21 protein-coding genes and 1 tRNA gene are annotated in these 22,201 nt (G+C 62.1%); 13 read left to right on the top strand and 9 right to left on the bottom strand.

Features of this window, described 5'->3' with window-relative positions:
- Window positions 1–24: 24 nt before the first annotated feature.
- Window positions 25–744 (bottom strand): hypothetical protein, encoded by a 720-nt coding sequence (locus ACQ4WS_RS15390; RefSeq protein ID WP_436477589.1) that lies wholly within the window; start codon window positions 742–744, stop codon window positions 25–27.
- Complete coding sequence (locus ACQ4WS_RS15385; protein ID WP_436477587.1) at window positions 731–1,429, bottom strand: Crp/Fnr family transcriptional regulator; 699 nt, start codon at window positions 1,427–1,429, stop codon at window positions 731–733. Before ACQ4WS_RS15385 ends, ACQ4WS_RS15390 begins: the two co-directional genes overlap by 14 nt.
- A gap of 180 nt (window positions 1,430–1,609) precedes the next feature.
- Between ACQ4WS_RS15385 and ACQ4WS_RS15380 the strand changes: the two genes are divergently transcribed.
- From ACQ4WS_RS15380 to ACQ4WS_RS15340, 9 genes are all read left to right on the top strand, one after another.
- Window positions 1,610–3,541 (top strand): AMP-binding protein, encoded by a 1,932-nt coding sequence (locus ACQ4WS_RS15380; protein ID WP_436477585.1) that lies wholly within the window; start codon window positions 1,610–1,612, stop codon window positions 3,539–3,541.
- A 14-nt stretch (window positions 3,542–3,555) separates the two neighbouring features.
- Window positions 3,556–4,371 carry an ABC transporter ATP-binding protein gene (locus tag ACQ4WS_RS15375; protein ID WP_251349535.1) on the top strand — a complete coding sequence of 272 codons (816 nt, stop codon included), beginning with the start codon at window positions 3,556–3,558 and terminating at the stop codon, window positions 4,369–4,371.
- Window positions 4,372–4,390: 19 nt separating this feature from the next.
- Entirely contained in the window at window positions 4,391–5,287 is an 897-nt protein-coding gene (locus ACQ4WS_RS15370) for a branched-chain amino acid ABC transporter permease (protein WP_193316686.1), read from the top strand.
- A gap of 90 nt (window positions 5,288–5,377) precedes the next feature.
- Entirely contained in the window at window positions 5,378–6,436 is a 1,059-nt protein-coding gene (locus tag ACQ4WS_RS15365) for a branched-chain amino acid ABC transporter permease (RefSeq protein WP_436477582.1), read from the top strand.
- A 65-nt stretch (window positions 6,437–6,501) separates the two neighbouring features.
- Window positions 6,502–7,821, top strand: a complete 1,320-nt coding sequence (locus ACQ4WS_RS15360; protein ID WP_436477580.1) for an ABC transporter substrate-binding protein — start codon at window positions 6,502–6,504, stop codon at window positions 7,819–7,821.
- Window positions 7,822–7,945: 124 nt separating this feature from the next.
- Window positions 7,946–8,791 carry an ABC transporter ATP-binding protein gene (locus tag ACQ4WS_RS15355; RefSeq protein WP_436477579.1) on the top strand — a complete coding sequence of 282 codons (846 nt, stop codon included), beginning with the start codon at window positions 7,946–7,948 and terminating at the stop codon, window positions 8,789–8,791.
- Between the two features lie 16 nt (window positions 8,792–8,807).
- Window positions 8,808–9,167, top strand: coding sequence for an MmcQ/YjbR family DNA-binding protein (locus ACQ4WS_RS15350; protein ID WP_436477578.1), 360 nt, complete (start codon window positions 8,808–8,810; stop codon window positions 9,165–9,167).
- Window positions 9,164–10,420 carry a phenylacetate--CoA ligase family protein gene (locus tag ACQ4WS_RS15345; protein WP_436477577.1) on the top strand — a complete coding sequence of 419 codons (1,257 nt, stop codon included), beginning with the start codon at window positions 9,164–9,166 and terminating at the stop codon, window positions 10,418–10,420. Before ACQ4WS_RS15350 ends, ACQ4WS_RS15345 begins: the two co-directional genes overlap by 4 nt.
- 63 nt (window positions 10,421–10,483) lie before the next feature.
- A complete protein-coding gene (locus ACQ4WS_RS15340; protein WP_070218966.1) occupies window positions 10,484–11,065 on the top strand; it encodes a hypoxanthine-guanine phosphoribosyltransferase in 582 nt (193 codons plus the stop codon).
- Window positions 11,066–11,129: 64 nt separating this feature from the next.
- Here ACQ4WS_RS15340 and ACQ4WS_RS15335 read toward each other — a convergent pair whose 3' ends face one another.
- The 3 genes from ACQ4WS_RS15335 to ACQ4WS_RS15325 all read right to left on the bottom strand — a co-directional run bounded on the left by ACQ4WS_RS15335 (window position 11,130) and on the right by ACQ4WS_RS15325 (window position 13,348).
- Window positions 11,130–12,083, bottom strand: a complete 954-nt coding sequence (locus tag ACQ4WS_RS15335) for an NAD(P)H-dependent flavin oxidoreductase (protein WP_436477574.1) — start codon at window positions 12,081–12,083, stop codon at window positions 11,130–11,132.
- A gap of 99 nt (window positions 12,084–12,182) precedes the next feature.
- Entirely contained in the window at window positions 12,183–13,106 is a 924-nt protein-coding gene (locus ACQ4WS_RS15330) for an MBL fold metallo-hydrolase (RefSeq protein ID WP_436477572.1), read from the bottom strand.
- An 8-nt stretch (window positions 13,107–13,114) separates the two neighbouring features.
- Window positions 13,115–13,348, bottom strand: a complete 234-nt coding sequence (locus ACQ4WS_RS15325) for a DUF1289 domain-containing protein (RefSeq protein ID WP_436477570.1) — start codon at window positions 13,346–13,348, stop codon at window positions 13,115–13,117.
- A gap of 278 nt (window positions 13,349–13,626) precedes the next feature.
- Here ACQ4WS_RS15325 and ACQ4WS_RS15320 point away from each other — a divergent pair, with 278 nt between their 5' ends.
- Together ACQ4WS_RS15320 and ACQ4WS_RS15315 are read left to right on the top strand one after the other, a co-directional pair.
- Window positions 13,627–14,040, top strand: coding sequence for a CopG family transcriptional regulator (locus tag ACQ4WS_RS15320; RefSeq protein ID WP_436477568.1), 414 nt, complete (start codon window positions 13,627–13,629; stop codon window positions 14,038–14,040).
- Window positions 14,041–14,094: 54 nt separating this feature from the next.
- Window positions 14,095–15,336 (top strand): extracellular catalytic domain type 1 short-chain-length polyhydroxyalkanoate depolymerase, encoded by a 1,242-nt coding sequence (locus ACQ4WS_RS15315; protein ID WP_436477566.1) that lies wholly within the window; start codon window positions 14,095–14,097, stop codon window positions 15,334–15,336.
- On the opposite strand, the gene ACQ4WS_RS15310 is transcribed toward ACQ4WS_RS15315, so the two are convergent.
- The 3 genes from ACQ4WS_RS15310 to ACQ4WS_RS15300 form a co-directional block, all read right to left on the bottom strand.
- Window positions 15,329–16,480, bottom strand: coding sequence for a response regulator (locus ACQ4WS_RS15310; RefSeq protein WP_436477565.1), 1,152 nt, complete (start codon window positions 16,478–16,480; stop codon window positions 15,329–15,331). The genes ACQ4WS_RS15315 and ACQ4WS_RS15310 overlap by 8 nt on opposite strands.
- Before the next feature lie 31 nt (window positions 16,481–16,511).
- Window positions 16,512–19,568 (bottom strand): response regulator, encoded by a 3,057-nt coding sequence (locus tag ACQ4WS_RS15305; protein WP_436477563.1) that lies wholly within the window; start codon window positions 19,566–19,568, stop codon window positions 16,512–16,514.
- Window positions 19,569–19,661: 93 nt separating this feature from the next.
- Window positions 19,662–19,865 (bottom strand): cysteine-rich CWC family protein, encoded by a 204-nt coding sequence (locus tag ACQ4WS_RS15300; RefSeq protein WP_436477561.1) that lies wholly within the window; start codon window positions 19,863–19,865, stop codon window positions 19,662–19,664.
- Between the two features lie 231 nt (window positions 19,866–20,096).
- Here ACQ4WS_RS15300 and argB point away from each other — a divergent pair, with 231 nt between their 5' ends.
- A complete protein-coding gene (gene argB, locus ACQ4WS_RS15295) occupies window positions 20,097–20,990 on the top strand; it encodes an acetylglutamate kinase (protein ID WP_010393729.1) in 894 nt (297 codons plus the stop codon).
- A 40-nt stretch (window positions 20,991–21,030) separates the two neighbouring features.
- A tRNA-Thr gene (locus tag ACQ4WS_RS15290) sits at window positions 21,031–21,105 on the top strand.
- 166 nt (window positions 21,106–21,271) lie between these two features.
- Here the strand turns inward: ACQ4WS_RS15290 and ACQ4WS_RS15285 are convergent.
- Entirely contained in the window at window positions 21,272–22,141 is an 870-nt protein-coding gene (locus ACQ4WS_RS15285; protein ID WP_436477559.1) for a TraB/GumN family protein, read from the bottom strand.
- Window positions 22,142–22,201 lie beyond the last annotated feature (60 nt).

Below are 22,201 nucleotides of genomic sequence, written 5' to 3'. Positions count from 1 at the left end.
GAAAAGAGCGGTGCTGGGAAGCGCCTATGATACCCCGATTAGCCCCGGTAAGGCACTGCGCACCCGCAACGCCTTTTCAGCCGGTTTCAGGTTGCGTTCGAGTTTTTTCCTGATGCCCGCGTGGCGCACCTGCTCCAGCGCTGTGCGCAGGGCTTGCACACTGGCCTGCGTGGGGATGGTTTCCACACCATGGCCCAGGGCCATGGCCAGCGACTGCGACGGCGCGCTTTTGGCCGTGCCGGGCGCCACGCACACCTGCGGCAGCAAGGTGGCGATGACGCGCGCGAACCATGCGTCATCGCGGTAGGCAGCCACCCGCGCGGCGCGCGCCAGCACGCAGGAATCGGCCGTGGCAAAGGCCGCATCGGCCACATACGGCAGCTGGCCGGCATGAATGGCCGCGATGTGCGCAGCCGCTTCTTCCAGGATGGCGCGCGAAAAATCCGCATACGCCGCGTCGCCGGCCAGCACCTGCGCGGGATCCGTGGCGCCGATGTCGTCGCGGCTCCAGTGAACGCTGTGCGGCGAGCTGGCAAGCGCCAGCAAGGAGGCGTCGCGCAACTGCGGCAGCACGGCCAGTTCGCTCAGGGTAATCGGCATGGGCAGCAGGGCATGGCGTGCCTGCATCGCCGCATCCAGCCGCACCAGCGCCTTTGCGCCGGCCAGGCGCGCCTGCAGGAACGATTGATAGTGCTGTTCCGTCAGGTGCCGCACGTCGTCGAGCGAGACCTCATTCGCCATCATCGGCCTCGTAGCGGCGCAAGCCTTCCAGGTCCAGCACGCGGATGCCGCCGTAATCGAGGCGCAGCAAGCCTTTCTTTTCCAGCACCTGCAAGGCCTGGTTGGCGCGCTGGCGCGAAGAGCCGGACAGCAGGCCGATTTCTTCCTGCGACAGCTGCACCAGCGTTTCCACGCCTGGGTACAGGTGCGAGTTGAACATCGAGGCCAGGCAGCGCGCCACGCGCGTGTTCAGATCCAGCAAGCGCTCGTTTTCCACCATGCCGATGAACTGGCCCAGGCGCTCGTTCAGCTGCATCAGCAAAAAGCGCGTGAATGGCAAGCTCGTTTCCAGCAGCCAGTGGAAAGTGGCGCCGGGCAGGCGCGCCACGCGCGTGTCGCGCAGGGCCATGGTGTCGTATTTGCGGATCTCGTTCTTCAGCAATGAACCTTCGCCGAACCAGCTGCCGGGCGGCACGCCGATGAAGGTCATGGCCTTGCCGGAGGCGGAAAAATTATTCATCTTGACCATGCCGCTGATGACGCCGATCCAGTTGTCCACCGGCTCGCCCTTGCGGCACACAAAACCGCCTTTCGGCACGAAAGTTTCAAACACATCCGTTTCGACCCGGGCCAGTTGAACGGGGTCGAGCAGCTGCGCCCAGTGGGCCGCGCGCACGGCATCCTTGAGGCTGATATCAGGGTAGGTCATTGTGCGATGCACCATCGAAAAGTGGGTAAATGTCCCCGAAAAGACAACTTGGCAAACTAACGCAAGCTACTATCATTGCACAAACGCCTGATACATAAAAAACACAGAGCGCCATCCAACGAGGTGGGGCTTGAGACAAGCAACAGGGAGACACTGGTGCAAACGAATACCACAGCAACAATGCCGACTTTTCCGCGGCGCTTATTGCAACACGGGACAGTACGATCCGACAAGCCCGCCTTTCGCGAAAAACATCTGGGCATCTGGCAAACCTGGACCTGGCTGGAGGTCAACGAGGAAGTACGCGCGCTGGCCTGCGGCCTGGCCGCCATCGGCTTCCAGCGCGGCATGAACCTGGCCATCATCGGCGACAACCGTCCGCGCCTGTACTGGGCCATGCTGGCAGCGCAAAGCCTGGGCGGCGTGCCCGTGCCACTGTACCAGGACGCGCCGGCCGCCGACATGGCCTATGTGCTGCAGGATGCGGAAATCCGCTACGCCATCGTCGAAGACCAGGAACAGGTCGACAAGCTGCTCGAACTGAAAGCGCTGTACCCGCACATCGCCCACATCGCCTATGACGATGAACGGGGCATGCGCCACTACCGCCAGCCGGAGCTGACGTCTTTTGCCGCCCTGCAGGTGCTGGGCCGGGCCTATGACCGCGAGCATCCGGGCTTCTTCGACGCCGCCGTGGCAGCGGGCCAAGGTAGCGACTCCGCCGTCATCCTGTACACCTCGGGCACCACGGGAAAACCGAAGGGCGTATGCCAGAGCCACACGGCGCTGCTGGCAGCAGGCGAAGGCGGCGTCGCCTTCGACAAGCTCACCGACGAGGAAGACATCCTGTCCTACCTGCCCATGGCGTGGGTGGGCGACTGCCTGTTCTCGCTGGCGCAAGCCATGGTCGCCGGCTTTACCGTCAACTGCCCCGAATCGGGCGACACGGTGATGATCGACCTGCGCGAAATCGGCCCCACGTGCTACTTTGCGCCGCCGCGCGTGTTCGAGAACATGCTCACCAGCGTGATGATACGCATGGAAGACGCCAGCAGCATCAAGCGCCACATGTTCAGCCATTTCATGGACGTGGCCAAGCGCTGCGGCGCACAGATTTTGGATGGCAAGCCGGTGCCGCTAGCGGATCGCCTCAGCTACAAGCTGGGCGAACTGCTCGTCTACGGCCCCCTGAAAAACGTGCTGGGACTGTCGCGCGTGCGCGTCGCCTATACGGCCGGTGCCGCCATCGGCCCCGACCTGTTCCGCTTCTACCGTTCCATCGGCGTCAATCTCAAACAATTGTACGGTTCCACCGAAACCTGCGCCTATGTGTGTCTGCAGCCGGATGGCAATATCAAGTTCGACAGCGTGGGCCTGCCAGCGCCAGGCGTGGAAGTCAAACTGGCGGCCAATGGCGAAGTGCTGGTGAAGTCGCCGGCCACCATGAGCGGCTACTTCAAGCGTCCCGATGCCACTGCCGAAGTGATCGATGCCGACGGCTACTTCCATACGGGCGACGCTGGCGTGTTCGATGGCGAAGGGCACCTGAAAATCATCGACCGCGCGGCCGACGTCGGCAAGCTGACGTGCGGCGCCATCTTCGCGCCCAACTACATCGAAAACAAGCTCAAGTTTTTCCCCTTCATCAAGGAAGTGGTGGCCTTCGGCCATGCGCGCGACCAGGTGTGCGCCTTCATCAACATCGACATCGAAGCGGTGGGCAACTGGTCCGAGCGGCGCGGCATCGCGTATGCCGGCTACACCGACCTGGCGGCACGCACCGAGACCTACGGCTTGATCCGCGACTGTATCGAGCAAGTCAACGCGGAACTGGCGGCCGACCCCTTGATGGATCGCACGCAGGTGCACCGCTTCCTGGTGCTGCACAAGGAACTCGACCCGGACGACGACGAGCTGACGCGCACGCGCAAGGTGCGCCGCAAATTCATCGCCGAAAAGTACGCGGTGCTCATTTCCGCCCTGTATGAAGGCAAGGCAACGCAATTCATCGAGACCCAGGTGAAATTCGAGGATGGCCGCACCGGCTCGACCAGCGCCGACCTGCAGATCTGGGACAGCAAAACGTATCGGCCCCAGGGCCTGGCCGCATGATGGAGCACAGCACGATGCAAATGAACGAACCCGACGCCCATTTCGGCACGGCCCGCAAGACGGGGCCCGTGATCCTCGACCTGAAGAATATCTCGCTGTCGTTTGGCGGCGTGAAAGCGCTGACCGACATCTCGTTTGACGTGAAACAGCATGAAATCCGCGCCATCATCGGCCCGAACGGCGCGGGCAAAAGCTCGATGCTGAACGTGATCAACGGCGTGTACCGCCCGCAGCAGGGCGAGATCATTTACCGGGGCGAGCACCGGCGCGGCATGGATTGCTACCAGGCCGCCAAGTCCGGCATCGCGCGCACCTTCCAGAACATCGCCCTGTTCAAGGGCATGACGGTGCTCGACAACATCATGACGGGGCGCAACCTGAAGATGAAGTCGAATTTCCTGCTGCAAGCCCTGTACTGGGGTCCGGCGCGGCGCGAGGAAATCGAGCACCGCAAAAAGGCCGAGGAGATCATCGACTTCCTGGAAATCCAGGCCATCCGCAAGACGCCCGTGGGGCGCCTGCCCTACGGCTTGCAAAAGCGCGTGGAGCTGGGCCGTGCACTGGTGGCCGAACCGGAAATTTTGCTGCTGGATGAACCGATGGCCGGCATGAACGTGGAAGAAAAGCAGGACATGTGCCGCTTCATCCTCGACGTCAACGACCAGCTGGGCACGACGATTGTGCTGATCGAGCACGACATGGGCGTGGTGATGGATATCTCCGACCGCGTGGTGGTGCTCGACTACGGCAAGAAGATCGGCGACGGCACGCCCGACGAGGTGCGCAGCAATCAGGATGTCATCAACGCCTATCTTGGCGTGGCGCACTAGACGAGGAATAGCAATGAATATCAATTTTTTCTTTGAAGTGCTGATCGGCGGCCTGCTGTCGGGCGTCATGTACGCGCTGGTGGCGATCGGTTTTGTCCTGATCTACAAGGCCTCGGGCGTGTTCAATTTTGCGCAGGGTGCGATGGTGTTTTTCGCCGCGCTCACCTGCGTCGGCATCATGGACAAGTTCGGCCTGTCTCTGTGGCTGGCCATCCCGCTGACGATGCTCACCATGATAGCTCTGGGCATGGCGATTGAACGGGTGGTCTTGCGCCCGCTCGTCAACCAGCCGGAAATCACGCTGTTCATGGCCACCATCGGCCTGACCTTTTTCATCGAAGGCCTGGCGCAGCTGATGTGGGGCTCGCAAGTGCACAAACTGGATCTGCCCATCGAAGACGTACCAATGCCATTCCTGATGGAGCATTTCAATATCATCATCTCGCAGTTCGACGTGGTGGCGGCCGGCATCTGCGCGCTGCTGGTGATTTGCCTGGCCCTGCTGTTCTCGAAAACCAAGGTGGGCCGCGCCCTGCGCGCCGTCGCCGACGACCACCAGGCGGCGCTGGCGGTCGGCATCCCGCTGCAGCGCATCTGGGCCGTGGTATGGGGAGTGGCGGGCCTGGTGGCGATGGTGGCAGGCTTGCTGTGGGGCGCGCGCAACGGGGTGCAGTTCGCCCTCACCTTCATCGCCCTGAAAGCGCTGCCCGTACTGATCCTCGGCGGCTTTACGTCGGTGCCGGGCGCTATCGTCGGAGGCCTGATCATCGGCGCGTCGGAAAAGCTGGCCGAAGTCTACCTCGGTCCCATGGTGGGCGGCGGCATCGAAGGCTGGTTCCCGTATGTGCTGGCCCTGCTGTTCCTGCTGGTGCGCCCAGAAGGCCTGTTCGGCGAGAAAATCATACGGCGTATTTGATCCATTACAGGTCGGATTAGCATCGTAGGTCGGGTTAAGCCGCAGGCCGTAACCCGACAACAGCCAACACAGTCATCAAAGGATATACCCATGATTTACCGTGAAGCAGGACAATTCAAGACCAGCTACCAGGCTGACAACCAGATTTTCCCGATCAGGCAAGACCGCCTGGCGCTGACGGCCACGCTCCTCGTCGCCGTCTTCCTCCTGCCGTATTTCGCCTCGCCCTACATGCTGTCGGCGATCCTGATCCCCTTCCTGATCTTCGCGCTGGCGGCACTGGGCCTGAACATCCTGACCGGCTACGCAGGCCAGCTGTCGCTGGGCACGGCCGCCTTCATGGCCGTGGGGGCATTTGCCTCGTATAACTTCATGGCCCGCCTGCCTGGCCTGCCGCTGCTGGTGTCGTTCATCCTGGGCGGCCTGTGTGCGGCCATGGTGGGCATCGCCTTCGGCCTGCCCTCCTTGCGTATCCGCGGCTTTTATCTGGCCGCCTCCACCCTGGCGACGCAGTTTTTTGTCGTCTGGTGCCTGACCAAGATCCCCTACCTGACCAACTACAGCTCCTCGGGCGTGATCACGGTACAGAAAATGACCATCCTCGGCTACCAGTTCGACACGCCGCAAAGCAAATACCTGCTGGTGCTGGCGATTGTCGCCGGCATGGCGCTGCTGGCCAAGAACATGATCCGCTCGAACGTGGGCCGCTCGTGGATGGCCGTGCGCGACATGGACATGGCGGCCGAAGTAATCGGTTTCAGGTTGATGCGCACCAAGCTGCTGGCGTTTGCCGTCAGCTCGTTCTACTGCGGCGTGGCCGGCGCCCTGTATGCGTATGCCTACCTGGGCACGGTGGAGCCGGAAGCGTACAACCTGGACCTGTCCTTCCGCATCCTGTTCATGATCATCATCGGCGGCGTCGGCTCGATCCTGGGTTCCTTCCTCGGCGCGGCCTTCATCGTGCTGCTGCCCGTCTTCCTGAACACCCTCGCGCACGGCCTGGCATTGCCGACCAGCGTGGCCTCGAACCTGGAACTGATGGTGTTCGGCGCGTTGATCATCTTCTTCCTGATCGTCGAGCCACACGGCCTGGCCAGGCTGTGGCAAATCGCGAAGGAGAAACTGCGCCTGTGGCCTTTCCCGCACTAGGAATTTGTACCTTGCAGTCTGATGTCGGTTGACTTGAAATCAAATAAAACAAGAGGAGACACACAATGAAACACATCAAATCGCTCATGCTGGCCGCCGCCATCGCCAGTGCCGCACTCACCATGGCCGGCAGCGCGCAGGCCCAGGACAAGGAACAGTACATCGCCCTGCCTTCCTACCGCGTGGGTCCCTACGCGGCCGGCGGCTCCGGTTTCTACGGCGGCATCATCGACTACTTTAACCTGGTCAACCAGGCCGGCGGCGTCAATGGCGTCAAGATCAGCTGGGAAGAATGTGAAACCGAATACAACCCGTCGCGCGGCGTGGAATGCTATGAACGCCTGAAAACCAAGCAGGGCGGCGCCACTCTGGTCGAAACCCTGTCCACGGGCGTCGCCTACGGCATCCTCGACCGCGTGGCGCAAGACAAGATCCCCATGACGATGATCGGCTACGGCCGCTCGGATGCCGCCAATGGCAAGGTCTTCCCGTACGTGTATCCGCTCATCTCCAGCTACTGGAGCCAGGCCGCCGGCATGATCAAATACCTGGGCGACAAGAATGGCGGCATGGACAAGCTGAAAGGGAAAAAAATCGTCCACCTGTACCACGATTCGGCCTTCGGCAAGGAGCCGCTGCCCGTGCTCGAAGCGCTGTCGAAACAGTACGGCTTTGAACTGGTGAAAATTCCCGTCGCGCCGCCTGGCAGCGAACAGCAGTCGCAATGGCTGCAAATCCGCCAGGCCAAACCGGACCACGTGATCCTGTGGGGCTGGGGCGTGATGAATTCCGTCGCCATCAAGACGGCGCAGCGCAACGGCTTCCCGCGCGACAAAATGCTGGGCGTCTGGTGGGCCGGCTCCGAGGAAGACACGATTCCATCGGGTGACGCGGCCAAGGGCTACACGGCGATGACGTTCAATACGCCAGGCAACTACCCCGTGCTCGACGACATCCGCAAGAAACTCTACGCATCCGGCAAGGGCAACCTGTCCGACCAGTCGCGCATCGGCTCCGTCTACCACATGCGCGGCGTGACGGCCGGCATCCTGTGGGTGGAAGCGATCCGCGTAGCGCAGGAAAAATTCGGCAAGGGCAAACCGATCACGGGCGAGCAGATGCGCTGGGGCCTGGAAAACCTGAACGTCGACGATGCGCGCCAGAAGGCCGTCGGTGCGCTGGGCATGTTCCCGACCGTGAAAACCAGCTGCGACGACCACGAAGGCTCGGGCGCCGTGAAAGTGCAGCAGTGGGATGGCAAGAAGTGGACCGCCATCACGCCAAAATGGATCGTCGGCGACAAGGCCCTGGTGCGCAAGCTGGTCGAGGAATCGTCTGGCAAGTACGCCGAAGAGAAAAAGATCACGCCGGCGTGCATGAAGTAAGCGGCTTTCGGGGTGGTGTCGGATTACGGCCTGCGGCCTAATCCGACCTACGCCGCATCCACGTAGGTCGGATTGGCGTAGCGTAATCCGACAAGCACCAACATCACATGAAAACGAAGCAGCCATGACCCACACTGCCACGCAATCCCCGATCAAGACGGACGCGCCACCGCCCTACCTGTCGGTGAACAATATCGAAGTCATCTACGACCACGTCATCCTGGTCCTGAAGGGCGTGTCGCTGCAAGTGCCGCAAGGCAAGATCGTGGCGCTCCTGGGCGCCAACGGCGCCGGCAAGTCGACCACCCTGAAAACCATCTCGACCCTGCTGCGCGGCGAGCGCGGCGACGTCACCAAAGGAGAAGTCCAGTTCAAGGGCGAGCGCGTGGATCAATTGACGCCGAATGAACTGGTCAAGCGGGGCCTGTCGCAAGTGATGGAAGGACGCCACTGTTTCGGCCACCTCACCATCGAGGAAAACCTCCTGACGGGGGCCTACACGCGCAGCCTGTCGCGCGGCGAGTTGAAAGACGCGCTGGAGAAGGTGTACCACTATTTCCCGCGCCTGAAAACACGGCGCAGCAGCCAGGCCGGCTATACCTCGGGCGGCGAGCAGCAGATGTGCGCCATCGGCCGCGCGCTGATGGCCAAGCCGTCGATGATTCTGCTCGACGAACCTTCGATGGGCATCGCGCCGCAGATCGTCGAAGAGATCTTTGGCATCGTCAAGGATTTGAACCACAAGGAAAACGTGTCTTTCCTGCTGGCTGAACAGAACACCAACGTGGCACTGCGCTACGCCGACTTCGGCTACATCCTGGAAAACGGCCGCGTCGTGATGGAAGGGCAAGCCCAGGAGCTGGCCAGCAACGAAGACGTCAAGGAATTTTATCTGGGCGTGTCCAGCGCCGGGCGCAAGAGCTTCCGCGACATGAAATTCTACCGCCGCCGCAAGCGCTGGCTGGCCTGACATCGGAGCTGCCGTCATGGACCTGGAACGGGCAAAAGCAGTATGCCGCGGCTTTCCCGGCGCGACCGAAGACGTCAAATGGAGCAACGTACTGGCGTTTTGCGTCGGTGGCAAGCTGTTCGCCCTGTGCGGCGCGGAAGCGCACAGCACGCGCGGCATGAGCTTCAAGGTCGATGCGGAACGCTTCCTGGAATTGACGGACCGCTCCGGCTTTCGCCCGGCACCCTACCTGGCGCGGGCCAGGTGGGTGCTGGTCGCCAGCCCCGATGCACTCGACGACGGGGAAATGGCGGCCCTGCTGCACCGCTCATACAGCCTGATTTTTGCAGGGCTGACGAAAAAAATGCAACGTGACATTGGAGAATCAGCAACATGACCGATACGCTCGACAGTCTGGAAGCACGCGCCCCCGAAGCGCGCGAACGCGAATTGATGGCCGGCCTGCCGCAGCTGATCGCGCGCGCGCAAAAGGCGCCGGGCTGGGCCCGCATCCTCGATGGCGTCAACGCGGCCGACATCACCAGCCGCGCCGCGCTGGCGCAGCTGCCCGTGACGCGCAAGTCCGACCTCAAGCAATTGCAGCACGACGCGCTACCGTTCGGCGGCTTGAACACGACGCAAAAAAACGCCCTGTCGCGCGTATTCGTCTCTCCCGGCCCCATCTTCGATCCCGAAGGCCGCGGCCCGGACTGGTGGCGCTTCGCGCGGCCCATGTATGCGGCCGGCGTGCGCGCCGGCGGCTTGCTGCAAAACTGCTTTTCATATCACTTCACGCCGGCCGCCTTCATGGTCGAAGGGGGCGCCGCGCGCATCGGCTGCACCGTCATCCCGGCCGGCATCGGCCAGACGGAAATGCAGGTGCAGGCGATGGCCGACCTCAAGCCCGACACGTATATCGGCACGCCGTCGTTCCTGAAACTGATTATCGAGAAGGCGCGCGAAATGGGCGCCGACATCAGCAGCGTCACCAAGGCCTTGATGGGCGCGGAAGCCTTGCCCGAATCCTTGCGCAACTGGTTTGCCGAGAATGGCGTGCCGCACGTGTTCCAGACCTATGCCTCGGCCGATATCGGCAGCATCGCCTATGAAACGGCCAGCAATGGCAAGCGCAATCCGGGCATGGTCGTTGACGAAAACGTGCTGCTGGAAATCGTCCATCCCGGCAGCGGCATTCCCGTTGCGCCGGGCGAAGTGGGCGAAGTCGTCGTCACCGTCTTCAATGACGACTATCCGCTGATCCGCTTTGCCACGGGCGATCTGTCGGCCGTACTGGTCGATACGCCGGATTCCCCGTGCGGGCGCACGAATACGCGCATCCAAGGCTGGATGGGACGCGCGGATCAAACCACCAAGGTGCGCGCCATGTTCGTGCATCCGTCGCAGGTGCACGAGATCGCGCGCCGCCACCCGCAAATTAAAAAGGCGCGGCTGGTGGTATCGGGACGCATGGCCAACGACGAGATGACTTTGCATTGCGAAGTCGACGATCCGCTTGACGCCAGCAGCATGGAAGCCATCATCGGCTCGATCCGCGAACTGACCAAGCTGCGCGGTGACGTGCTGCTGGTGGCCGTGGGCAGCCTGGCGCAGGATGGGAAAGTAATCGACGATATGCGCGATTACAAATAAGGCCGATTTGCGGGATAATACCGGCATTGACCATCAGCCCTACTCATCGCCATGCAAGAGTCCATGCAAGAATTTCATCACAACCGTGCCCGTGACCTGATCAAGAACGCGGAACTGCTGTTCGACCAAGATACCGTGCAGGCGTCGATCACGCGCATGGCCGATGTGCTCAACACGCGCTTTAACGCCGAGGATTCCAAGGAATTCCCGCTGGTGCTGGGCGTGATGGGCGGCGCCGTCGTGTTTACGGGCAGCCTGCTGCCGCAACTGAGCTTTCCGCTCGAATTCGACTACATCCATGTGAGCCGCTACGGCGACGACGACAAGGGTGGCGAAGTGGTGTGGAAAGTCATCCCCCGCTCGAACGTAGCGGGCCGCACCGTCATCGTGCTCGACGATATTCTCGACGAAGGCGAAACCCTGGCGCACGTCAAGCAGCGCTTGCTGGACATGGGCGCCTCGGAAGTGATCCTGGCCGTGTTTGCCGACAAGGCCATCGGCAAGAAGAAGCCTGTACAAGCCGACATCGTCGGCCTGGTGATCCCGAACCGCTTCGTCGTCGGCTTCGGCATGGATGCGTATGGCTATTGGCGCAACCTGCCGGGCCTGTGGGCCATCAAGCCCGAGGATTTGAAGCAGGAATAAGCCATCTTGCAAGATGGCTTATTCCGGGGTCAGACCCGCCGGGTCTGACCCCAGCCTTCACGTTTTACAGCTTCAACCGCGCGCGCGCCGCATCGTATTCGGCCTTCAGGCGCGCCACCATCTCTTCCACGCTCGGCACGTCATCCATCAAGCCCACGCCCTGGCCCGCGCCCCAGATGTCGCGCCATGCCTTGGCGCTGCCGGAGCCGAAATTCATCGCGCTCTTGTCTGCTTCGGGCAAGGCTTCCGGATCGAGTCCGGCCGCGACGATCGATTTTTTCAGGTAATTCCCGTGCACGCCCGTAAACAGGTTCGTGTAGACGATGTCCGATGCTGCGGATTCGACGATGGCGTCGCGGTAGCCATCGCTGACGTTCGATTCCTTGGTCGCCAGCCAGCGCGAGCCGATGTAGGCAAAGTCCGCGCCCATGGCTTGCGCGGCCAGCACGGCGTCGCCCGTGGCGATGGAGCCCGACAGCGCCAGCGGGCCATCGAAGAACTTGCGTACTTCGCCCACCAGCGCGAACGGCGACAGGGTGCCCGCGTGGCCGCCGGCGCCGCTGGCGACCAGAATCAAGCCATCGACACCCGCTTCCAGCGCCTTCTTCGCGTGACGGATCGAGATCACGTCGTGCAGCACGATGCCGCCATAGCTGTGGATGGCGTCGAGCATTTCCTTGGGCGGCGCGCGCAGCGAGGAAATGATGATGGGAATCTGGTGTTTCACGCACACTGCCACGTCGTGCGCCAGGCGGTCGTTCGACTGGTGCACGATCTGGTTGACGGCGATCGGCCCCACTTTTTTATCCGGATTGGCGGCCTGGAAAGCGGCCAGCTCGGCCTGCAAATCCGTGAGCCAGGTGTCGAGCAGTTCGGCGGGACGCGCGTTCAGGGCGGGGAAAGAACCGACGATGCCGGCCTTGCACTGCGCCGTGACGAGGGCCGGGCCGCTGGCGATGAACATCGGCGAGGCGATAACGGGTAAGGAGAGGTTTTGCAACGCAACAGGCAATGCCATGGCGGACTCGCTGGAAAGTTGATCGGGATGAGAAACACACTGAACGTTGATTATAGTGCAGAAAAAGTACGGTCGTGCTGAATTTATCACCGATCCGTTTCAGCCCTCGTTAAGCAAGTACTCACCCTCGACCCTTGCCGCCGCAGCTCTCACCAACTGCGACACGGCCCACTCGGCCAGCGCGGCCGCCTCCTGGCGCAGGAAGCGCCGGTTGGCCTCTTCGAAGACGGGCATGCCGCGCAACAGGGCCGGTATCTCGGCGAGGACGATGCGCTGGCGTTCCAGCAGCAGGAATTTCAGCAGCACTTTCACCGCGTTCTGCGCATTGCGCACGGGGTCGGACGACAGGTAATCGAGACGCGAATAGGCGCGCTGCAGGGCGCTGGCGGCGTCCTGGAACGGCCGCCCGTGGCCGGGAATGACGACCTGCACGTCCAGGCTGGCGATCAGGTCCAGCGTGGCGCGCGCTTCAAGAAAGCCGGAGCCGCCATCGAGTTCCGGGAAGATCACGCCAAAGCCGTTTTCCCACAGGGCGTCGGCGGAGATCAGGATGCCCTCGTCGGCACAGTAAAAAATCAGCGAGTGCGGATCGTGGCCCGGTGCGCCCAGCGCCTGCCAGGCCATGTCGGCCAAAGTCAACGTGTCGCCGGGCGAGACGGTGGCGTCAAAGCCGAAGCGCGGGCATTGCTGGCCCGTGGCCTGGAAACTCAGGGCATCCACATCCCACGCGCGCACCTTGTCCGCTTCCGACACGGGAATGGCCGTATGGCAGCCGTATTCGGCTTGCAGCAGCGCGTTGCCGCCGCAATGGTCGGAGTGCAGGTGCGTATTGAACAAGCGGTCCAGGGGACGGCCGGCCAGGCTATGGCGCAGCAGGGCCAGGGTTTGCGGCGCATGCGTGACATAGCCGCTGTCGATCAGGGCCGTGTCGTCCTTGCCCTGGAACAGGATGTTGTTCGACGACAGCCAGCCACGTTCGAACACCTGCATGGCATCGGGGAACAGCGCTGGCAATCGCGGCATGGATTTCCTCAGTAGTCGGACTCGAAATCGAGCAAAGATTCGCGTCCTGGCAATTCGGCCCACACGGCGCGCTTGAAGTCGTCGTCAGCCTTGCTCCAGGCAATGATCTCGTCGAGCGTACGCATGCAGCCTTCGCACAAGCCGCTGTTGCGGTTCATCTTGCACAGGCTGACACAGGGCGATGGCACCGGTGACGGCAGGGGGAGCGGAACGGCTGGCGGAGGTGGGGTATCGACCATCATGGAGCGGCATCGGTGACTGTACAGGCTTGCATTATGCCGCGAAACCGCGCCGGCGAGGCGATGACGTCGGCATGCAATGCTACTTTGAATATATTTTCAAGCGAAATAATGATCAAAAAGGCATACGCTGCACATTTATTTTATGCCTTGTTTTCACTCTGCGGGGATCCGTCCTACAACAGAATCAGGCCAGATCCTGCTTGACTTGAGATATTTCACAACTATACTACCATCCATACAGATGGCAAATGGATGCCACGTGGAGTTTTTGGAGAGATATGGCCAAGCAAGACACCAAGCCCAAAATTGGGGAATCCGAGAAAATCACCATCAACCTCGGTCTAATCGACCTGGGGCAGATCGATCTGCTGGTTCAGGAGGGATTTTATTCCAACCGCACGGATCTGATCCGTACGGCCATACGCAACCAGCTGGGTATCCACGCCGACGTGGTGAGACAAACCGTGGCCCGTAAAAGCCTGGTTTTGGGCATGCAGCACTATTCGCGCGCCGACCTGGAAGCGATCCAGGCAGCCGGCCAGCGCCTGCAGATACAGGTGCTGGGACTGGCCAGCATCGCCAGCGACGTCTCCGTGGAACTGGCACTGGCCACCATCGAGTCGATTTTCGTATTAGGTGCCCTGCACGCCAGCACTGTCGTCAAGACGGCGCTCGCAGGGCGAATTCACTAGCGTATTGGTTTGCGGCGATGACCCGGCCGATGCGCGGCACCGTTAAGGATGGTCATGAAACTACCTCTCAACATGTTGGCGCAGATGCGCGCAGCGACCCGCAATCTGATGGGCAGCGGCCCCGCCGCCGCCACCGAAGCGATCCAGCAGGCGCTGTCTGCCGCCGGTCTGGCGCCGAAGGCTGCGTCCACGCAAGCGCCGCCCATGCGCGATATCAATCCGCCACCAGCGCCACCATCAGCGGCCGCGCAGCCGCAAGCTGACGCCGCGCCGCCCACGCCCGCGCAGGCGGCGCAGGATTTCGCACAGGATTTCATGGCGCGCCTGGGCGTGCCGGCCGGCTTGGGCCAGCACAGCTTCGACATGCCCAGCTTCGAGCTGCCGAATTTCCACCCACCCGGCTTCAATGCGCCGGCTACCACGCCGGCGGAACTACCCGCAGGCGCGCAGTTCATCGACGGCGTGTACCGCAACCATGCGGGCACGCGCTCCTATAAACTGTATATCCCCAGCAGCTACCACGGCCAGGCCATGCCGCTGATCGTCATGCTGCACGGCTGCACGCAAAATCCCGACGATTTCGCCGCCGGCACGCAGATGAACGCACTGGCCGAAGAAAAGGAATGTTTTGTCGTCTACCCGGCACAAACGCAGGGCGCCAACAGTTCACGCTGCTGGAACTGGTTCAATGCCATCGACCAGCAGCGCGATCAGGGCGAACCGTCGCTGATCGCTGGCATCGCCCGGCAAGTCATCGACGAATACCCGGTAAATGAACGCGAAGTATTCGTCGCCGGCCTGTCGGCGGGCGGCGCCATGGCCGTCATCGTCGGCACCCTGTACCCGGAATTGTTTGCCGCCGTCGGCGTGCATTCGGGCCTGCCGTTCGCTTCGGCGCAGGACTTGCCGTCGGCGCTGGCAGCCATGAAGGGCGGCGCCATGCCCAATGCCCAGCGCAAGGCGCCGGCGGACGGCGTGCCCATCATCGTTTTCCACGGCGACCGCGACACCACTGTCAACCCGCGCAATGGCGATGAACTGATCGCACAGGGCGTGCGCAGCCAGGCGGGCGGCAAGGCCGCCAGGGCCGACTCCATCGATGGCAGCGTGCCGAATGGCCACCGCTACACGCGCACCACGCACAGCCAGGCGGATGGCTCGCCGCTGGGCGAACACTGGGTCATCCACGGCGCCGGCCATGCCTGGTCCGGCGGCAGCGATAACGGCAGCTATACGGACGGCAAGGGGCCGGACGCCAGTCGAGAGATGCTGCGCTTCTTCAAGACTGTCAGCTGATGTTTTCGGTGTATGGCGCGATCTGCCGCTGCTTGTCGGCGATCTCGCACACGCCATCGGCATAGCGGTTGGAGATGGCGATGAACTGGTCCTGGATCTGCAGGAAGGCGTCGACGATCTCTGCGTCAAAGTGCGAACCGCGCCCTTCGACGATGATCTGCACGGCCTGCGCATGGTCCATGCCCTGCTTGTAGATGCGCCGGCTGATCAGGGCGTCATACACGTCGGCCAGCGCCATCAGGCGCGCCGAAATCGGGATGGCTTCGCCTGCCAGGCCTTGCGGGTAGCCGCTGCCATCCCATTTTTCATGGTGGCTGTAGGCGATCTCTTTCGCGTACTTGAGGAAATCGACTTCGATGCCCAGCTCGTGTTCGGCCGCCAGGATGGCGTCGCGCCCCAGGGTGGTGTGCGTCTTCATGATGGCCATTTCGTGCGGCTCGAAACGTCCCGGCTTGAGCAGGATATGGTCGGGAATGCCCACCTTGCCGATATCGTGCAGCGGCGCCGTCTTGAACAGCAGTTCGATATTCTTGTCCGTCAAAAAATCGCGGAAACGCGGCAGGCCGCGCACTTTCTCGGCCAGCGCTTTCAGATAATGCGAGGTGCGGCGGATATGGTTGCCCGTCTCGCTGTCGCGCGTCTCGGCCAGTGAGGCCATGGCGTGAATCGTGACGTCCTGCAGCGCCGCCACCTCCTGCACGCGGCGCTCCACTTCCGTTTCCAGGTAATGATTCTGGTCGCGCAAAAAATCCTGCATCTGCTTCATCGCCAGCTGCGTCCTGATGCGCGCCAGCACGATGGGCGCTGAAATCGGCTTGGTGATGTAATCGACGGCGCCCAGGGCCAGGCCCAGCTGCTCGTCGGCCACTTCGCTCATGGCGGTGACAAAAATCACGGGTATGCCGGCCGTGGCGGGATCGGCCTTCAGCGCGCGGCACACATCGTAGCCGCTCATGCCCGGCATCATGATGTCGAGCAGGATCAGGTCGGGCTGGTCGCTACCGGCGGCGATCTTCAGGGCACGCTCGCCATTGACGGCAATCTTGGTGCGGTAATCGTCTTCCAGCACCGCGCGCAGCAGGTCGATATTGTCTGGCGTGTCGTCGACTACCAGGATGGTTGGCTTGCTTGCCGGCGCTCTCATGCCCGTCCTTCGTTCTGCATAGTTGTCCTTGTCACAGTGTCAGCTCCAGCGCATCGGCCACCTCGCCCAGCTGCGCCAGCGCACCTTCGAAATCGTATTGTCCCAGCATGCGCTTCAACTGGCGCGCGTGTTCGGCCTGTCCTGCCGCGACCAGCACGGGACCAATGCCGTCGAGGTGCTTGACGGCCTGCGCGTCGTCCTGCTGTAGCAGCTGCGACAGCTCGCGCAAGCCCGCTTCCAGGTGCGCCCGGTCGACCGGCGCCACGTGCGCCACCGCCGCGCCGCCCGCCTCGGCCACATTGCCGCGCGACTGGCTGGCCAGCACGATCTTCGGCACCAGCTCGTCGAGCGCCAGCGTGCAGGCCGCCAATGCCTGCGGCAAGCCATCGTGCGAGCCCAGGCTGAGCAAGTGCTCGACCCGCGCGGCACTGTCGGCCAGGCCGCCGGCGCCGATATTGCCAGCCAGGCCCTTCAGGGTATGCGCTTCGCGGATCGCCGTCTCGAGCTGGTTATTCTCGATGGCGGCAACGATGCGCTGCATGGCATCGAACTGGGTTTCCACGAAACGATCCAGCAATTTTCGCATCAAAGTGGCATTGCCGCCCACGCGCCGCATGGCTTCAGCCATTTTCAGACCGGCGATCACGGGCAGCTCCGCTTCCGGCTGTGTCACAACCGCCGTCATTTCCTGCGGCGTGGCCGGCGCGATCCAGCGCGCCAGTGTGCCAAACAGCTGCGCCACATCGATCGGCTTGGCGATGAAATCGTTCATGCCGGCATCCAGGCATTTTTCCTTGTCGCCTACCATGGCATTGGCCGTCATGGCGATCACGGGCAAATTCGAATAGCGGGGATCCTGGCGCAGTTTTCGCGTCGCCTGGTAGCCATCCATCACCGGCATCTGGCAATCCATCAGTACGCCGTCATAGGCGTTTTCCTCGATCTTCGCCAGCGCGATGGCGCCATTGCTGGCAATGTCGACGCGGATGCCTGCGTCGTTGAGAATATGCTGCGCCACTTCCTGGTTCACCTCATTATCTTCCACCAGCAGCAGCCAGGCACCGCGCAGGGCGCGTTCGTCGTCGCGGTAGCTGCTCTGGCGCTGCGTTTTGCGGCTCTGCCCTGTCACGCCGCCAAACACGACCGATATCTGGTCGAGCAGGGTCGAGGCGCTGACCGGCTTGTTCAATACGCCATCGAGCGGCAATTCCCGCTGGCGCGCCGCCTCCAGCAGCGCTTCGCGATGGAAAGCCGTGACCATGATGCAGGCCGGCGTAGTATCGATGCCAGCGGCATCGGCACGGATGCCGGCCAGGGTATCGAGGCCGTTCATGCCCGGCATTTTCCAGTCCATCAGCACCAGCCCGTACGGGCGCCCCTCGGCGCGCGCCTGCGCCACGGCGCCGATGGCCAGCACGCCGCCAAACACGGCACGCGCCTCGAAGCCCAGCGCCGTCAGCATGCTGACGAAGATTTCGCGCGCACTGGGGTTGTCGTCGACCACCAGCACGCGCAGGCCCTGGAACTGCTGTTGGTGCTGTAACTGCGGCAAGCTGTCGCGCGGCACGGCGGCCAGGCCGAAGCGGGCCGTGAAGAAAAAGGTGCTGCCCACACCCGCCTCGCTGACCAGGTCGATCTCGCCTTCCATCATTTCCACCAGACGCTTGCTGATCGTCAGTCCCAGGCCCGTGCCGCCATGGTGGCGCGTGGTGGAGGTGTCGGCCTGGGTAAAGGCCTGGAACAACTTGCTGCGCTGGGGCGGCGTCAGGCCGATGCCCGTGTCGCGCACATCGACACGCAGCACCGCCGCATGTTCTTCCAGCTGCTGCAGGCGGATGCTGACGACGATCTCGCCCTTGTCCGTAAATTTGATGGCGTTGTTGGTCAGGTTGATGAGTACCTGGCCCAGGCGCAGCGGATCGCCCTGCAATGCGTTCGGCACGTCGGGGCCGATGTCGAACAGCAGTTCGAGCCCCTTGTCCTGGGCCCGCATCACGGACAGGTCGGCGATCTGCGCCAGCACGTCCTCGAGGAAAAAATCGACTTTTTCAAAGGCCATCTTGCCCGCCTCGATCTTCGAGAAATCGAGGATGTCGTCGATGATGGCCAGCAAGTTCTTCGAAGCCGATTCCACCTTTTCCAGGTAATTGCGCTGGGTCGAGGTGAGCTCCGTCTGCAGCGCCAGGTGGGTCATGCCGATGATGCCATTCATCGGCGTGCGGATCTCGTGCGACATATTCGCCAGGAAGTCCGACTTCATCTTGGTCGCATCCTCGGCCACTTCGACGGCGTGGCGCAGGTCCTGCTCGACGGCCAGGCTGGTACTCATGTTTTTCAGCGCCTGCAGCAATTCGCCCGTCTCATCGCGCGACGTCACTTCGATGACGGAACTGAGATCGCCGTTGGCCACGCGCGTAGCGATTGCCACCGCCTCGCCCAGCGGACGCGTGATCGAGCGCGCCGACCAGGCAAAGGCCAGGCCGATCAACAGGGCTGCCAGCCCGATGCCGCCCATCAGGATCAGCGACGTATCGATATCGTCACGTATCCTGGCCGCACTGTCGCGTATCAGTTGCTGCTGCAAGTCATCGAGCTGGCCCACATACAACAGCACCTTTTCCAGCACCGGCAAGGTCCGCGTCTGCATGGCCTGCTCGGCGCGGGCATCCTCGCCGCGCTCGACCAGTTCGAACATCGCCTTGAGCGAAACATAGTAGTCGGCGCGTGCAAGGTGCATCTGCTCCAGCAGGCGCCGTTCCTCGGGCCGCGCATCGAGACCATCGAGGATGCGCACCTGCTCATCGATGCCTTGCCTGATCGCTTCCAGGCGCGCCTGATTCGCCTGGCGCCGCGCCAGCTCGTGCTGGTTCGGCAGGTTGCCGATGCGCGTGGCCGCCTCGCGCGCCAGCCCATGGATCTTGCTGGTGGCCTTGGCGGCGACCCAGTCACGCTGCAGGATATCGTCGGTCTCGGCGCGGATGGCATAGATGCGGCTGCCCGCCAGGACAATGACGACCAGCATCAGCACGATCAAAATGGCATAACCGGCATTGATGCGCACGCCGATGCGGATATCCCTGAAGCGCATGACTTTCCTGTCAGAAATTCTTTAAAATCGAAGTCTGACCGTATTCCCCTACGGAACGCAAGGTTTATTGCAAAGCAATCTGTACCGAAGCGCTTAATTGGTCGAAGTGACCGCTTTTAGAGGAGGTGTCAGGGTGGCAATATGCGCTTGAAGGCAGGCCGGGCACCAGCAGCCGATGGCGCTACTACCAGGCACGGGCATGGCGGGCGGCAAGGCCGTGCACCAGCATGGTTCGCTGGCCTGCGGATCAGTCTGGCCACACTGGAAGGTGGCGCCGCAGAGAGTGCACTGGCTCATGACTGTGTTTGAATTGGCAAGTGTGTGTCATGCTGCGCCGGGATGCGACGCAGATGTAACTGGCAGTAAAAGGGCTGGCTGGGGGACATATCGGACCAGACTATAGGATCATCAGGGAAAATACAACAAGATCGCCCTATAATGCCTCCAAGATTTTCTTCTTCCCTGTAAAATCCCACAAATCTATTTTCCGGACTCGCCATGAATCAACTAGCTAACTTGAACCTGGACATGAATGACGACTTGACGGCGGTGTCGCCGCAAATCAAGGCGCAGATTCTGGCCGAGGCCCTTCCTTACATTCGCAATTTCCATGGCAAGACCATCGTCATCAAATACGGTGGCAATGCCATGACGGACGAACGCCTGAAGCATGGCTTCGCGCGCGACGTCATCCTGCTCAAGCTGGTCGGCATGAACCCGGTCGTGGTACACGGCGGCGGACCGCAGATCGACAACGCGCTGAAAAAAATCGGCAAGCAAGGCACCTTCGTGCAAGGCATGCGCATCACCGATGAAGAAACCATGGAAGTGGTGGAGTGGGTGCTGGGCGGCGAAGTACAGCAGGATATCGTCATGCTGATCAACCATTACGGTGGCCAGGCCGTCGGCCTGACGGGCAAGGATGGCGGCTTGATCCGCGCGCGCAAGATGCAGATGCCGGACCGCGAACATCCGGGCGAATTCCTCGACATCGGCTTTGTGGGCGAGATCGACGCGATCAACCCGGCAGTCGTCAAGGCGCTGCAGGACGACGCCTTCATCCCCATCATCTCGCCGATCGGTTTCGGCCAGGACGGCCAGGCCTACAACATCAACGCCGACGTCGTGGCGGGAAAAATCGCGGAAATCCTGAAAGCGGAAAAGCTGATCATGATGACCAACATCGCCGGCGTCCAGGACAAGCAGGGCAACCTGGTGACCGATCTGTCGGCGCGCGAAATCGACGAGATGTTCGCCGATGGCACGATCTCGGGCGGCATGCTGCCGAAGATCTCGTCCGCGCTCGACGCCGCCAAGTCCGGCGTGAACACGGTGCACATCATCGACGGCCGCATCGAACACTCATTATTGCTGGAAGTGTTGACCGAGCAGGCTTTTGGTACTATGATCCGTTCGCACTAAAAAATAATTCGGCGCAACTCACCCAGCGCCGATTTTTTATGCCCTTGTAGCTCAGTGGTAGAGCACTTCCTTGGTAAGGGAGAGGCCACGTGTTCGATCCACGTCAAGGGCACCATCGATTTATCCCCGTATCTGAAAAATGTCCATGGCTGCGTTGCCTCGCCTCGCCGTACATGCGTACTGTCTTCGGCTCGGCGCCTTGCCCTGAACAATTTTCATCTACTCTGCCGCAGCCTGTCGCGCGGCTAAGCCACGGCATCCTTGCTGTCTGCTGTCAGAACTTAATACACTCGCTCGACCTTCAAGCCCCTTTGACGCAACAAGTCCGGCACGCTTTTCGTTCCGACCAGATGCAGCACGCCGATGGCGGCCAGGCTGTGCTTTTCGCGCGCAAGGAGTTTGGCGATGCCGTCGGCCAGGGCCGGGTTGCGGCCATCGAGCAGCACTTTTTGCACGAATTGCGCGGCGAATGACGGGTCTGTTGCGGCTTTCGCGGCCAGCTTGTCGAAGGCGGCCGCGTCGGCCGTGCGCCAGGCGTTGGCGATCTCGCGCGCTTCCTGGCTTTGTTCCTGGTCTTCGATCGACGCCACGCCGTCTTCCAGGAAGCGGCACTGGTCGGCCGGCGACATGGCGCCAAATAGCGCCATCTGGCCTTCCATCGATTCGAGTTCCAGCACGGGGATCTTGCGCGCCCTGGCCTGCTGCGACAGATAATTGTCGACGGCCAGGTCGGAGCGGTAGCCGAGGGTGGAAAATTCGCCGATGGCCAGCATGCTGGCCAGCATCCACGGCTTCATCGGCGCCACCGATTCGGCTGGAATGCCGTATTTTTGCAACAGCGGCGCCAGGCGCGGGGCCAGGGTCTGGCGGCAGTCGGCCGGCACTTTGCTACCCGGCGCCTCCATGCCGTATTTCAGCACCGCGCCCAGGGCGGCGCGCGGGTCGGCGCCAGGATCGATCTCCAGCGCCAGCGCCCCGGCGCCTTCCAATGCCTGCGTCACGGTCGGCTCCAGCGGATAAAAATCAGGGGCGCCAACGTGGATGGTGCCGAACAGATACAGGGTGTGACTGGCGTCCTGCACCTTGAACAGGGCGCCCCGGTTTTGCGCCACGGGCGGTGCTTCGGCAAAGGCCGCCGGCAACGGCAGCAAGAATAATCCGCAAAACATCACTATAATCTGGCGTCGCATGGTTTTCCTGATTGTTGAATT

It is taken from the genome of Janthinobacterium leeuwenhoeki (assembly GCF_051380795.1).
Lineage (GTDB): Bacteria > Pseudomonadota > Gammaproteobacteria > Burkholderiales > Burkholderiaceae_D > Janthinobacterium.
This window is presented reverse-complemented; position numbering and strand designations above follow the sequence as displayed.